The following is a 13,341-nucleotide window of genomic DNA, read 5'->3' as shown; positions in this document are numbered from 1 at the left end:
CCTCGTTAGAGTCGAATATCTACGCGATCCGCGTTCAGATGCATGGGCCGCGGCGATCCGTCGGATGATGAGATGGTATCGCTTGGCACCACGGCCCCACTGGCCGCACCGTCCTGCGCCCCGCCCTGCCCATCAGAATTCTGTCCAAACGCGAATTCGGTGGAACCATATCCAAGATCATGAAAATCCTGCGCAAGCTGATCCGCATGACGCCGCATCAGATCCAGCGTTTCCCCACGTTCGGCCAGAACAGTTACGATAATCGTACCATCGCCGGGCGCCATACTGATACGCACCCGCCCCAACTCGGCTGGGTTCAGGGTAACTTCGATGGGCCGGTCGCCACTGCCACTGCGATGTACGGCCTCGGCCAGTTGCGCCGCAACGTGACGCGGCAGATCACTTCGGGCTGGCGCATCGGATCGGCCTGTATGCACAATTTCTGTCAAGGCGCGTTGATCGGTCACTACCCCGATGTCCGGCTGAAACCCAACGCGGGACAGGCGTACCTCTTCCATAAGCACGGCACCTTTTGAGACCGCAGGCAATGGCGAAGCGGGCGGAGAGGCCGCCTGAACAGGCTTGGAGGTTAGGCCATCAACCACGGCTGGCGTGCCTGCGGCAAGTATCTCGTCGCGCTTTGCAAAATCCCCCAATACGCCATCGTGCCGTGGTCGCATTTCCAGTTCGGGCAGCGCTTGGCGTGCTGCAGACAAACCAGCCAAAGGCGTTGGTCGGCCACTCTCTGTCGCCGCGGGGGTTATGACGCCACGGTCCACCATGGAAAATCCAGGCTCTGAAGCGTTTTCGGACGCCCCCCAGACTTGACCAGACAAAGCAGCCCGAACAGGTGCCCTTGCCTTGGTCTCTGCCATGCCGAGCACGTCTGGTGCCGCACCGCGCATCATTTCCACTGGGCGCACCGGATCTCGGACGCGTTGGACAGGTATGCCGTTTTGGGCGTAATCAGTAACTGAATCCGCCGTCTGGCCTTGCACCATGGAAGGCGGGTTCGCAGCGGCAGACGGCACCGAAGGTGCAGACCGTGCAGCCAGATCAAAGGCCGTAACCCGGCTGGCTTGCGTTGACATTTCGACCTGCGGTTTGGGGCTATCCGCCTGCTCAGCAACAGTCGGTCGCGGCATATGGGGCAAGACATCATCGGGCATCACTGCCAAAACGCGCCCGACCTCAGGTGTCTCGATTTTTCCTGATGCGGCCAACTTCGGATTGTCAGGCGCTTCGCCTGCATGCCCCTCACCCTTTGCCCCTTCTGATCGCTGGATCGTTATTTGAGGCGCTTCAGGGTCGATCATTTCGGGCATCAGTTGGTTATCTGGCGTTTCCATAAGTTCAGTGTCGGGAAGATCCAACGCGTCATCCTCTGACTTGTCCTGTTGCCCAGCCTCAATGGTCTGGCTTGGGTGTGGCCATGGGTGTGCTGGCAAAGCTTTGGCCGGTGCACCACTGAGGGAAAAGACCACGTCAAAACTGTCATGCTGGTTCGGATCGACGCGGAACATATCCCCCTCCGCCTCGGGCTGTGCCGACATGTCATTAGGTGCCAGCGGCAAGGTCACCGCACCGGTTGCGGAGGGGTCGAAATATGTCAGGGATAGGATCATCACATGCTCCGGGATTTCTTCCTCAGTGCCTTGAGCATGTCAGACATCAGTTACTGCTTCTTTACCGCTTTCGGCTTGAATGAGGATCAGTTCTCTCAATTCGAGGTAATACAGTGACTGATTTTTTACCGATTCCCGCGACCACCAGCACTCAAACACGGCAGACCGGCACAAAACCCGTGATGACCGCCGCCAAACAGCTTGAGGCCGGTTTTTTGGCCGAAATGCTCAAATCAGCCGGTTTTGGCGAACAAGAAAACGGCTTTAGCGGCAGCACGGGTGAGGATCAATTCGCCTCATTCCACCGACAAGCCATCGCCGACCGTATGGTTGAAAACGGCGGTATCGGATTGGCCGAGATGTTTTACAAATCCCTGATGGAGAAAGCCAATGACTGATACCACAGCCCAAGACCTGATCGAAAAACTGGACAAGCTATTGGAAACCGAGCGCGTGGCGCTTTTGGCCGGTGATCTGGAAACGATTGGCGAGCTTCTTGAACAAAAAGAAGATCTGATTGATCGCCTGAACATAATTCAGCCGCAAAACCAGCCCGCACTGGCGGGGCTGCACGACAAGGTAACATGCAATCAAGCCCTTTTGGATGGCGCGCTGCAAGGCATTCGAAAGGTGGCCGCACGCATGGCCGCGATGCGGCGAATTCGCCGGTCGTTGGAGACCTATGACAAAAGCGGGCAGCGTCAGACGATCGAAGGCGAAGTGCTCCACAAGGTTGAAAAACGGGCCTGATGAAATTGTGTCAAATGCTGGCAATCTGGGCCTCTAGGCTTAGCATTCCATTAGCACTTGCACGCAATGCTGGACGAGCATCCGAAACCGGGTGGCGCGGCGACGGTTCCGCCAAAGCTGCATAGGTCAGAACGACACCCAAACCGGCAACATTCAGCCGGACAGTTCAACCGGTGCAAAGCACCAAAGTTCAAAGGAAAATGCTATAGCGACTTTCCACGCACCCCCATGGTGCCCGTCACCGCCTGTGATCTTTTTCCTCTTGATGATGACTGGCGCGACGTTATCGCCCGGCGCGCGCATATCCACCACCTTTCAACTCACCCAGATCAAGACGTAACAGGTTAGGTGTTATTGCGACGTTAACGTTTAAAGTTTTCAGATTTCTGGCGACACGGAGAAACCTACGGGAGCACCTATGCGCTTGGATGTAGACAGCCAAAATAAGCCATAAAAAAAGGGGCTGTAAACCAGCCCCTTTTTGTCTTGATACGAAAAGCTTAGTCCAACTTACGTTCAAATTCTTCACGTTCGAAGATTTCGATCACATCGTTGGGTCGGATGTCTTCGTAGTTTTCGAAGGCCATCCCACATTCCTGACCCGATTGAACTTCGGTCACTTCGTCTTTGAAACGCTTAAGCGTTTTCAATGTGCCTTCGTGAATCACAACATCGTCACGCAACAGACGCACACCCGCCGAACGACGCGCAACACCTTCGGTCACAAGACAGCCAGCCACCTTGCCGACGTTGGACACCTTGAAGACCTCTTTGATCTGCGCATACCCGATGAACTTCTCGCGCACTTCCGCGCCCAACAAACCTTCGGCAGCCGCTTTAACATCATCCACAAGGTCATAGATCACGCTGTAGTAGCGAATTTCCACGCCCTTCTGGTTGGCGCTGTTACGGGCCGGAGCATTCGCACGGACGTTGAAACCCAAAACCGGAGCGCCTGATGCTTCAGCAAGGCTGATGTCTGATTCGGTGATGGCCCCGACACCCGAGTGCAGAACGCGAACGCGAACCTCTTCGTTGCCGATTTTTTCCATCGCCTGAACAATCGCCTCGGCACTACCCTGCACATCCGCCTTCATCAGAATCGGAAGTTCTTTGACGTTCTCGTCTTCCTTGGCCTTAGCCAAAAGTTGCTCCAACGACGTGCCAGCACCGGCTGTAGCGCGTTTTTCCTTGGCCGCTTGTTCGCGGTACTCGGCAATCTCGCGCGCCTGTGCCTCGGTATCGACCACGTTCAACACGTCGCCGGCCTCGGGCGTGCCATTCAGGCCCAAAACCTCGACCGGAACCGATGGGCCCGCCTCTTTGACGCGCTCTCCGCGGTCGTTGATCAAGGCCCGCACCTTGCCCCATTGCTCACCGACGACAAAGATATCGCCCTGATGCAATGTGCCTTTCTGAACCAGAACCGTTGCGACAGGACCACGGCCCACATCCAACTGCGCTTCGATCACCGCACCTTCAGCCGCCCGAGTCGGGTTGGCCTTCAGTTCGAGAATCTCGGATTGCAGGGCAATCGCCTCAAGCAGTTCGTCCAGCCCTTGACCGGTCTGTGCCGACACTTCGACATCCTGCACATCACCCGACATCGCCTCGACGACCACTTCATGCTGCAACAGATCGGTGCGTACTTTATCCGGGTTCGCCGCGGGTTTGTCGCATTTGTTGATCGCCACGATGATCGGCACCTCGGCGGCCTTGGCATGGTTAATCGCCTCAATCGTTTGTGGCATCACCGCGTCATCCGCAGCTACAACAAGCACGACGATATCTGTCACCTGCGCCCCACGAGACCGCATGCTGGTAAACGCGGCGTGGCCCGGCGTATCAAGAAAGCTCAGAACAGCGCCGCTGTCGGTCGTCACCTGATAGGCGCCGATATGCTGCGTGATTCCGCCAGCTTCGCCTGCCACAACCTTGGCATCGCGGATCGCATCCAGAAGCGACGTTTTGCCGTGGTCAACGTGCCCCATGATCGTGATGACCGGGGGACGCGATTTCAGATCATCAGGATTGTCTTCGACCGAAGCGATCACGTCTTCGACGTCCGAATCGCTGACGCGAACCACACGGTGGCCAAACTCTTCGATGATCAATTCAGCCGTATCGGCGTCAATCGACTGGTTCTGCGTGACCATCATGCCGTTGTTCATCAAAGCCTTGACGACATCGCCGACGCGCTCGGCCATACGATTGGCTAATTCCGAGACAACAATCACCTCGGGCAACTGAACGTCACGAACGATCTTTTCACGTTCTTGCGTGCCACCCATAGCTTTTTGGCGCGCGCGCTCTTGTTTGCGCTTCATCGCGGCCATGGATTTCTGACGGCCACCTTCGCCACCAGACAAAGCCTGATTGAGCGTCAACTTACCGCCACGGCGTCCGCCGTCGTCGCGGCCTTTGCCGCGCCCACGGTTTTGGTCGCGCTCCTTGTCGGTTTTCTCGACTTTGCGCGGGGGCTGCTTGGCCGGTGCGCGCGCCTCTTCAGGCTGCGGCGCAGGGGCGGCTGCAGCTTTTTCAGATTCAAGGCGCTTGCGACTTTCCTCATCGGCCTTGGCGCGTGCGCGCTCTTCGGCCTCACGCTGCTCGCGCTCTTTGGCTTCAGCCTCATCGCGGCGGCGCTGTCGCTCTTCCTCGCGCTCTTTCTCTTCGGCTTGTCGGCGCGCGGCGTCTTCTACCTCACGGGCCTGTGCAGCCTGCAAAGCCTTCATCCGGCGTTCCATCTCGGAATCCGAAATCCCAGCCGGACGCTTGGAAGAACCGCCAGTAGATCCCTGCGACGAACCCGAAGCACCGGTACTCGGCTTGGGTTTGACGACACGCTTGCGCTTGGTTTCCACCACGACGTTCTTGGTCCGGCCATGGCTGAAGCTTTGCTTCACGTTCCCTGCACGGGGACCGCCACGAACACCCAAAGTCTTTTTTCCGTCGTTGTCGCTCATATGGTTCAACTTCCTTTCCGACGGGTCGGCCCGCCGTTAAAGACGCGCAGGCCCTTCAACCTTGCCGCCTCATCTACAACACGTTGGGACAAACCTCCAGCACCCAGTGCGGCGTGTATGGTGGTTTGTCGCCCAAATGCACGCCCCAGTTCACCGGCGGTTAACCAACCGATGAATGTTCCATGGTGAGGCGTGCTTAATTTCGACTTTCCCCGTTCAGATCCATCGCTTGCCTGAATCAAAACAGTAGCTTGTTCCTTGGATAGCCAATCCTTTACCTTTTCATAGCCGGATACAGCGCCGCCGCCCTTGCGGGCAAGACTGATCAAATTCACAACGCGTGCGGCCAACTGGTCTTCGACAAAACCAACAAGATTGTCCGGCACTGTCACGGGCTGGCGCGCTGCGCGGGCAAACAGGCCTTTGTTCACGGCCTTTTCGAGTGCGCTGCGATCAGACGACACCCAAATACCACGCCCGGGCACTTTCTCGGCGATATCCGGCGCGATTTGCCCATCCGGCCCAATAACAAAACGTATCAGCCCATGCTGAGGGCGCACCTCACCTGTGGCGATACACTTGCGTTCCGGACCATTCGAGTGGTCCTTGGGTTGCCCTGCGCGACCCATCAAAACCTCCGAGGCCTGACGGATCAGGCCTCGGCCTCCTGTTCATTGCCTTCGAGGTCACCCTCTTCGGCCTGATCTGGCTCAAGCTCGGTCGGATCAACCCAACCCAGCATAACACGTGCCGTCATCACCATGTTCTGCGCTTCCTCAAGCGAAACCTCGAACGGTTCAAGCACGCCGTCATCTTTGACGCGCTCACCATCGACTGTGGTCCAGCCGCCGGCCAATTCCCAATCAGCGCAGGTTGCGAAATCTTCCAGCGTTTTCACGCCGTCTTCGGCCAATGCAACAATCATCTGGGGTGTCAGCCCGTCAAATTCAATAAGGCTGTCCTCTGCCCCCATAGCACGCGCTTTTTCCATTGCTTCACGGGCCTGCGCTTCCAGCATGTCGCGCGCCCGTGCTTGCAATTCGTTGGCTGTATCTTCGTCAACGCCATCAATGACCAAAAGTTCATCGAGCTCAACATAGGCAACCTCTTCGAGGTTCGTGAACCCTTCGGACACCAGAAGCTGCGCAAAGAATTCATCAAGGTCCAGCGTATCCATGAACAGCTTGGTGCGCACTTCGAATTCTTTTTGGCGGCGCTCGGAATCCTCAGCCTCGGTCATGATGTCGATGTCAAGGTGGGTCAACTGACTTGCCAGTCGCACGTTCTGACCACGACGACCAATGGCCAGCGAAAGCTGATCCTCGGGCACGACAACCTCGATCCGCTCGGCCTCTTCGTCCAGCACCACTTTGGAAACTTCGGCGGGCTGCAAAGCGTTGACCAAGAATGTCGGCTGATCTTCGTTCCACGGAATGATGTCGATCTTTTCGCCCTGCAATTCGTTTACAACGGCCTGCACACGGCTGCCGCGCATCCCCACGCAAGCGCCGACCGGATCAATAGAGCTGTCATGAGAAATGACAGCAATCTTGGCGCGGCTGCCCGGATCGCGGGCCACGGCCTTGATCTCGATGATGCCATCATAGATTTCCGGCACTTCCATCTTGAACAATTCGGCCATGAATTCCGGTGCCGTCCGGCTGAGGAAAATCTGAGGGCCGCGCGCTTCGCGGCGGACATCTTTGATATACGCGCGCACACGATCACCGTTGCGATAGCTTTCGCGCCCGATTTTATCGTTGCGGCGCAGGATCGCTTCGCCCTGGCCCAAGTCAACGATCACGTTGCCGTATTCCTCGCGCTTGACAACACCGTTGATGATGGTGCCGGCCCGATCTTTGAATTCTTCGTATTGACGATCACGCTCGGCTTCGCGCACTTTCTGCAAGATCACCTGTTTGGCCGACTGCGCCGCAATCCGGCCCAGATCAACCGGCGGAATCTCTTCGATGTGTTGATCACCGACGGCGGGGTTTTCCAAATACTGTTTGGCCTGCTCAACGGTCATTTCAGCTTGATAGTTCTCAAGCTCATCGTCTTCGACCACTGTGCGCACGCGGGTAAAGGTTGCCTTGCCCGTCTTGCGGTCAATGCTGACACGAATGTCCATCTCGGCACCGTAGCGGCTCTTGGCGGCTCGTGCGAGGCTTTCTTCCATCGCTTCGACAACCAAACCGGGGTCGATCATCTTTTCGCGGGCCACCGCATCGGCGGTTTGCAACAGCTCAAGCTGGTTTGCAGAGGTAATTGCCATTGTCTCAGTCCTCCTCAGACCCATCGGTCTCGATCTCGTCAAAAGCGTCTTCGTTCAGTGTACCGGCAGCTTTGCGCGCCTTCAGCATTTCCTTGATCAACTCATCGGTCAGCACCAACTTGGCATCCGACAACCAGTCAAACTTCAGACCTACAGTGCCTTCTTCGATGTTGATCAGCACCTCGTCGTCCTCAACCCCGGTCAAAACGCCCTTGAAGCGCTTACGCCCGTCGATCAATTCGGATGTTTCCAGCTTGGCCTCGTAGCCCTCGAACTCTTCAAAATCCTTCAACCGGGTCAAAGGGCGGTCGATGCCCGGGCTGGACACTTCAAGCGCGTAGGCATCAAGAATAGGGTCTTCGACATCCAATACCGCGCTAACCCCGTTCGAGATATCGGCGCAATCGTCAACTTCGATACCACCATCGGGTTTTTCCGCCATGATCTGCAAGATTGACGTTTTACCAGACATCAGCCGCACACGCACCAGCTCATAACCCATGTCTTCAATGACAGGAGTTATGATTTCGGCCAATCGGCGATCAATCGCGGCTTTGGCAATCAGGTCGTTGCTCATGACTTTTCCAAGCACAAAAAAACGGGCGCGCGGCCCGTTGGAATTTCCCGGTGGAACCTGCCGGTGTGGACCCGACGGCGCCGCTGTTAAAGGCGATATACGCATGTTCACCCGAGTCTGCAAGGCCAACCGGCACAAACATGTTGCTGAACACAAACAATCGCCAACATGGCCGGTTTGAATCTGGCTTTTGACAAGTCAGACAGGCGATTTGCGCCGGGCAAGCTCATTCATGACTTTTACCAGTTCTGCACTGATCCCGGGTTCTGATAGGGCATGGCCAGCTACGGGAATCATCCGCAGATCTGCATTCGGCCAATTGTCAGCCAGATGATACGCCGCAGCCGGGGGGCAAATCATATCATAGCGCCCCTGCACGATCGTGCCGGGAATGTGGGAAATCTTTGGCATATTGCGAAGGATCTGGCCGTCGGATTCGAGAAAGCCAGCATTGATGAAATAATGGTTTTCCAAGCGCGCAAAGGCGCGGGCATATTCAGCCGGGCTATCAACCATGCTTCCGTTGGACTGCACCGTTGCCAAGGCGTTTTCCCATGCCGACCACGCCCGCGCATGGCGCACCTCGTCGGCCTTGTCCCCGGAAAACAGACGCCGATGATACGCCGCGATCATGTCGTGCCGTTCGCTCTCGGGGATCATGTCCCGAAATCGTTTCCACGTTTCGGGCCAAAATTTTCCGGCACCTCCGCCGTAGAACCAATCCAATTCCGACTGCGTCATGGTGAAAACGCCGCGCAAGATCAAATGACGCACAGGCTCGGGATGGGCTTGGGCATAGATCAGGGCCAGCGTTGCGCCCCAACTGCCACCAAAAACCAACCAACTATCAATCTGCAAGTCCTGACGGATCATTTCGATGTCCGAAACCAGATGCCACGTGGTGTTGGCCTCGACGCTGGCATGTGGCTTTGACCGGCCGCACCCGCGTTGATCAAACAAAATGATCCGGTAAACCGACGGATCAAAATAGCGGCGCATGGCAGGGCTGCTGCCACCACCGGGGCCACCGTGGAACACGATCACCGGAACACCATCCGGGTTGCCGGATTGCTCAATATAGATCTGGTGCCCGTCGCCCACATCCATCATACGCCGATCAAAAGGCTCGATCGGGCGGTAGAGAAACTGCGCTGCGCTCTTTTGGCCTGAGAATTTATCCATGAACGTCCTATATATGGGTTAGTGAACAAAAGAGCACACGGAGAGCAGAATGCAAGCCGCTCAGACCACGATTGACCCTGCCGAGGTCGCCAAGTTCGAAGCCATGGCCGCCGAATGGTGGGATCCGAACGGAAAATTCAAGCCCCTTCACATGCTTAATCCCTGTCGGTTGGATTACATAACATCCCAAATCGCCGCTGAATTCGACCGTGATCTTGGGGTTGATTCGCCCTTTGCCGGGCTGCGCATTCTTGACATCGGGTGTGGCGGTGGCCTGCTGTCCGAGCCGATGGCGCGCCTTGGTGCTGATGTTGTCGGGGCCGACGCCGCCGAGCGTAATATACCCGTCGCGCAGGTTCACGCCGAACAGTCAGGGCTGACCATCGACTATCGCCACACAAGCGCCGAAGCGCTTGCCGCGGCCGGAGAACAGTTTGACGTGGTTATGAATATGGAGGTGGTCGAGCATGTTGCCGACCCGCAAGCGTATCTGACCGCATGCCAGCAACTGCTTAGGCCGGGCGGGCTGCAGATCTGTTCGACCATCAACCGCAACGCCAAAAGCTATGCCATGGCCATCGTGGGCGCAGAATATGTCATGCGGTGGCTGCCCAAGGGAACGCATGAATGGAAAAAATTCATCACGCCGGATGAGCTGTATTCACTGCTTGAAAAGGCCGGATTGTCGCCGGTTGACCGCAAGGGTTTTGTCTTTAATCCAATCAGCTGGCAATGGTCCTTGTCTGCCAAAGACCTGAGCGTGAATTACGTCACCGCCAGTGTGAAACCAAGCTAACGCTTCAGTCACTTTCCAGTTTCGCCCTCAGCTCGCGCAGGACCGGCAAAGTCGCCCGAACTTTCTCATCCCCCAACTCTCCGACAAGTTCGGAAATCATCGGGGTAATGGCAGCAATCGCCGCCTCGCGGGCCTGCCGCCCTGCCGGGCTGATCGCGACCATCTTGCGTCGCGCATCATCCCAATCGGGCCGGATATGCACGTAACCCGCCCATTCCAGTTTGCCCAAGGTGTTGGTCATCGCACCACGCGTGACATGAAAACTTTTGGCCAATTGGGCCGGGCTTTTTTCGTCACCAACACGGGCCAAGTGATTCAAAACGGAAAAATGGCTGATTTCCATACCCTTTGGCAACACACGGCTTAGCCGATTGCGGATCAACTGATCGTTGGTCAGGATCTCGCTGAACAGGGCGACGGCCAGTGAATTGCTGCTACTGTCGTTCATTTCGGATTGCCATAATCAGGCGTCGCAAACAGCGACGGTATACGTTGTCTGGCTTGTGACACTTCCGAGAGGTCCAAATCAATGTATATGACACCCGGCTCGGTTCCGGCATCGGCCAAAACGTCACCCCACGGACCAATCGCCATGCTGTGACCATAGGTTTTCCGCTGTTTCCCACGAACCGCATGATGCGCCCCGGTTTGCGCCGGGGCCAGAATGTAGCAGCCGGTTTCAATCGCGCGGGCGCGCAGCAAGACCCCCCAATGCGCGGCCCCCGTGACCGGCGAAAATGCCGAAGGCACGGTTAGGATTTGGGCACCGGCCTGCGCCAGTTGTCGGTATAAATGCGGAAAACGGACATCGTAGCAAACGGTCAGGCCAACCTTACCAAACTCCGCTTGCGCCAAAACGCTACGGGTTCCCGGCCGGTAGCCTGCGGATTCGCGGTATGTTTCCTTGGCCGAGACCTGAACATCGAACATATGGATCTTGTCATACCATGCAGCGACCGCGCCATCGGGGCCAATCAGAAACGACCTGTTGGCAAAACGGCCATCGGGATCATCGGTTTTCAAGGCAAGCGACCCAATCAACAGCCAGATATTCAAATCAGCCGCCTGCTGCCGCAGGGCCGCAAGGGTTATATCCGCCTGTTCGGTTTGCAGCACCTGGGACTGTCGGGTTCGGCTTGCTGAAACACAGTTTGTCACCTCTGGTGTGAGGATGAATCTGGCACCGTTTTCAGCAGCACTAGCGATAAAAGCCTGCGTCGTGGGCAGGTTTTCTGCCGGATCATCACTGCTGTTGAGCTGGACAAGTGCGGCGCGCATGGTGCTTACCCGTTCAGCAATGAATCGAGTTTGCCAGCCCGCTCCAACGCATAAAGTTCATCACATCCGCCAACATGCGTCGTGCCAATAAAAATCTGAGGAACAGTTTTCTTGCCATTCGCGCGCTGAATCATTTCAGGTTTACGTGAGGGATCAACAAGCACGTCAACTTCAGAAAAGTTTACGTCCTTTTGTTTCAACAGACGTTTGGCCGCGTGGCAAAACCCGCAGAGGGGTGAGGTATAGATTTCGACAGGTTGCATGTGTTCCATTTCCATAAGCTTGATTTAACCGGAACTTAAGCATCCTTGCCCACACGCGCCAGTGTGACAATGCAAACGTCTGCGGCACCGCCCGAAAAACAGGCTTGCGTTGCCGCCGACAGGGTCGCCCCCGAGGTCATGACATCATCCACGATCAAAACCGGACGGCCTGCTATATGCTGACGCCTTTTCGGGTGCACCGTGATCGCGCTTTGCAGGGTGGCATATCTTTGATCGCGGCCCAGACCCTCAAGACTGCGGGTTTGGACCGTTCGCTGCAACAGATCCGGGCAACACGGCAACCCAAGCTGCTTAGACACGTCGTGCGCCAAAAGCGCCGCCTGATTAAAGCGTCTGCGCAGTAATCGTGTCCAATGCAGTGGAACTGGGACCACCAGTGTATCTGGCGTGACCACTGGGCGGATTGCGTTTGCCATCCACAGCGCGGCGGGGCGCACGATATCGTGCCGGTCACCATGCTTGAGCGACAAAACCAGTTTCCGTCCATTATCACGATACAAGAGCGCCGCGCGCCCCCTGCTCCACGGTCGGGCAATGGTCAGGCAATCATCGCATAATTCCGTGGTTCCAGTGTCTTGCCCCAGCAATGGGACACCGCAGGCATCGCAACACAAACCCGAAACAAACGGCGTGTCCCGCCAGCAAGACCCACATAATCCAAAATCGCTTTCGACAGGCACTCCGCACAAAGTGCAGCGAGGCGGATAAACCAAACGCAAGGCCGTTTGAAAAGCACCTCTCAACACACTATCCTTTCACCATGACATCGCACCTGACAGACCACGAGGCTTTGGCCCGCAATCGCCGCCGCGCCCTGCGCGGTCCTGAGTTTTTTCTTCAGCAAGCCGCTGCTGATGACATTCAGGATCGCCTAACCTTGGTTAACAGAACCTTTAAAAACATCGCCGTGGTTACAGGGTTTCCCGATTTCTGGAAGAAACAGTTTCCGGACGCCGTTTGCATCGAAGATGGGGACTATCTTGATCTTTCTGAAGGCGGTCATGATCTGGTCGTGCATGCGATGTGCATGCATTGGTCAAACGATCCGGTTGGCCAGTTGATACAATGCAGGCGTGCCTTGCGGCCGGATGGGTTGTTTCTGGGTGTATTTTTTGGCGGTGAAACGCTGCATGAACTTCGAAGTTCCCTTGCACAAGCAGAAGCCGATGTGATCGGGGGGCTATCGCAAAGGATTGCGCCGATGGGCGAAATTCGCGATTTGGGCGCACTTTTGCAAAGGGCTGGGTTTTCTTTACCCGTAGCAGACACCACAACGCTGACGGCCTCTTATGACAGCGCGTTGGCGCTTATGCACGATTTGCGCGCCATGGGGGAAGGCAACGCCTTGAATGGGCGGCCCCGCTATATGATGCGCCGCGATGTTTTGCGCCGGGCCTGCGATATTTATTCAGATCATTTTTCCGGGCCAGACAACCGCGTTCAGGCGACGTTCGAACTGATCACGTTGACAGGTTGGGCCCCGGACGAAAGCCAACCCCAACCTTTGCGCCCCGGATCGGCCACGGCGCGACTTGCCGACGCACTTGGCACAAAAGAAACAGCAGTCAAAGATTGACGGCGCTATCTAAGCGGTTATCTGAGTACCAACTC

Annotated in this window: 14 protein-coding genes and 1 pseudogene; 4 read left to right on the top strand and 11 right to left on the bottom strand. The window is 56.5% G+C overall.

The window, feature by feature from the left end; all coding sequences use genetic code 11:
- Positions 1-5: 5 nt before the first annotated feature.
- A complete protein-coding gene (locus tag HAT86_RS01815) occupies positions 6-1,625 on the bottom strand; it encodes a flagellar hook-length control protein FliK (protein ID WP_167192881.1) in 1,620 nt (539 codons plus the stop codon).
- Positions 1,626-1,738: 113 nt separating this feature from the next.
- Here HAT86_RS01815 and HAT86_RS01810 point away from each other — a divergent pair, with 113 nt between their 5' ends.
- Complete coding sequence (locus HAT86_RS01810; protein ID WP_331272484.1) at positions 1,739-2,023, top strand: rod-binding protein; 285 nt, start codon at positions 1,739-1,741, stop codon at positions 2,021-2,023.
- A complete protein-coding gene (locus HAT86_RS01805; RefSeq protein ID WP_167192880.1) occupies positions 2,016-2,375 on the top strand; it encodes a hypothetical protein in 360 nt (119 codons plus the stop codon). Before HAT86_RS01810 ends, HAT86_RS01805 begins: the two co-directional genes overlap by 8 nt.
- 201 nt (positions 2,376-2,576) lie before the next feature.
- Here HAT86_RS01805 and HAT86_RS16800 read toward each other — a convergent pair.
- The 6 genes and pseudogenes from HAT86_RS16800 to pip all read right to left on the bottom strand — a co-directional run.
- Positions 2,577-2,678: pseudogene (locus tag HAT86_RS16800) on the bottom strand (chemotaxis protein MotB); the annotation flags it as partial.
- A gap of 197 nt (positions 2,679-2,875) precedes the next feature.
- Positions 2,876-5,338 (bottom strand): translation initiation factor IF-2, encoded by a 2,463-nt coding sequence (gene infB, locus HAT86_RS01800; RefSeq protein ID WP_167192879.1) that lies wholly within the window; start codon positions 5,336-5,338, stop codon positions 2,876-2,878.
- Positions 5,339-5,343: 5 nt separating this feature from the next.
- Complete coding sequence (locus HAT86_RS01795) at positions 5,344-5,967, bottom strand: RNA-binding protein (RefSeq protein WP_167192878.1); 624 nt, start codon at positions 5,965-5,967, stop codon at positions 5,344-5,346.
- A 23-nt stretch (positions 5,968-5,990) separates the two neighbouring features.
- Positions 5,991-7,613: a transcription termination factor NusA gene (nusA, locus tag HAT86_RS01790; RefSeq protein WP_167192877.1), complete on the bottom strand. Its 1,623-nt coding sequence runs from the start codon at positions 7,611-7,613 to the stop codon at positions 5,991-5,993.
- A gap of 4 nt (positions 7,614-7,617) precedes the next feature.
- Complete coding sequence (gene rimP, locus HAT86_RS01785; protein WP_167192876.1) at positions 7,618-8,190, bottom strand: ribosome maturation factor RimP; 573 nt, start codon at positions 8,188-8,190, stop codon at positions 7,618-7,620.
- A gap of 198 nt (positions 8,191-8,388) precedes the next feature.
- Entirely contained in the window at positions 8,389-9,372 is a 984-nt protein-coding gene (gene pip, locus HAT86_RS01780) for a prolyl aminopeptidase (protein ID WP_167192875.1), read from the bottom strand.
- A gap of 49 nt (positions 9,373-9,421) precedes the next feature.
- Between pip and ubiG the strand changes: the two genes are divergently transcribed.
- Positions 9,422-10,168 (top strand): bifunctional 2-polyprenyl-6-hydroxyphenol methylase/3-demethylubiquinol 3-O-methyltransferase UbiG, encoded by a 747-nt coding sequence (gene ubiG, locus HAT86_RS01775; protein ID WP_167192874.1) that lies wholly within the window; start codon positions 9,422-9,424, stop codon positions 10,166-10,168.
- A 4-nt stretch (positions 10,169-10,172) separates the two neighbouring features.
- Here ubiG and HAT86_RS01770 read toward each other — a convergent pair whose 3' ends face one another.
- From HAT86_RS01770 to HAT86_RS01755, 4 genes are read right to left on the bottom strand one after another with little or no spacing between them, the layout of a single operon-like run.
- Complete coding sequence (locus HAT86_RS01770; RefSeq protein WP_167192873.1) at positions 10,173-10,616, bottom strand: MarR family winged helix-turn-helix transcriptional regulator; 444 nt, start codon at positions 10,614-10,616, stop codon at positions 10,173-10,175.
- Positions 10,613-11,446 carry a carbon-nitrogen hydrolase family protein gene (locus HAT86_RS01765; protein WP_167192872.1) on the bottom strand — a complete coding sequence of 278 codons (834 nt, stop codon included), beginning with the start codon at positions 11,444-11,446 and terminating at the stop codon, positions 10,613-10,615. The genes HAT86_RS01770 and HAT86_RS01765 overlap by 4 nt, the downstream gene beginning before the upstream one ends.
- 5 nt (positions 11,447-11,451) lie before the next feature.
- Positions 11,452-11,709, bottom strand: coding sequence for a glutaredoxin 3 (grxC, locus tag HAT86_RS01760; protein ID WP_167192871.1), 258 nt, complete (start codon positions 11,707-11,709; stop codon positions 11,452-11,454).
- 35 nt (positions 11,710-11,744) lie between these two features.
- Complete coding sequence (locus HAT86_RS01755; RefSeq protein WP_231125781.1) at positions 11,745-12,473, bottom strand: double zinc ribbon domain-containing protein; 729 nt, start codon at positions 12,471-12,473, stop codon at positions 11,745-11,747.
- A gap of 17 nt (positions 12,474-12,490) precedes the next feature.
- On the opposite strand from HAT86_RS01755, the gene HAT86_RS01750 reads away from it, so the two are divergent.
- Complete coding sequence (locus tag HAT86_RS01750; protein ID WP_167192869.1) at positions 12,491-13,306, top strand: methyltransferase domain-containing protein; 816 nt, start codon at positions 12,491-12,493, stop codon at positions 13,304-13,306.
- Positions 13,307-13,341 lie beyond the last annotated feature (35 nt).

It is taken from the genome of Roseovarius gahaiensis (genome assembly GCF_011601345.1).
Taxonomy (GTDB): Bacteria; Pseudomonadota; Alphaproteobacteria; order Rhodobacterales; family Rhodobacteraceae; genus Roseovarius; species Roseovarius gahaiensis.
Note: the sequence above shows the minus strand (reverse complement) of the source record. Positions and strands in the feature narration are given on the sequence as shown.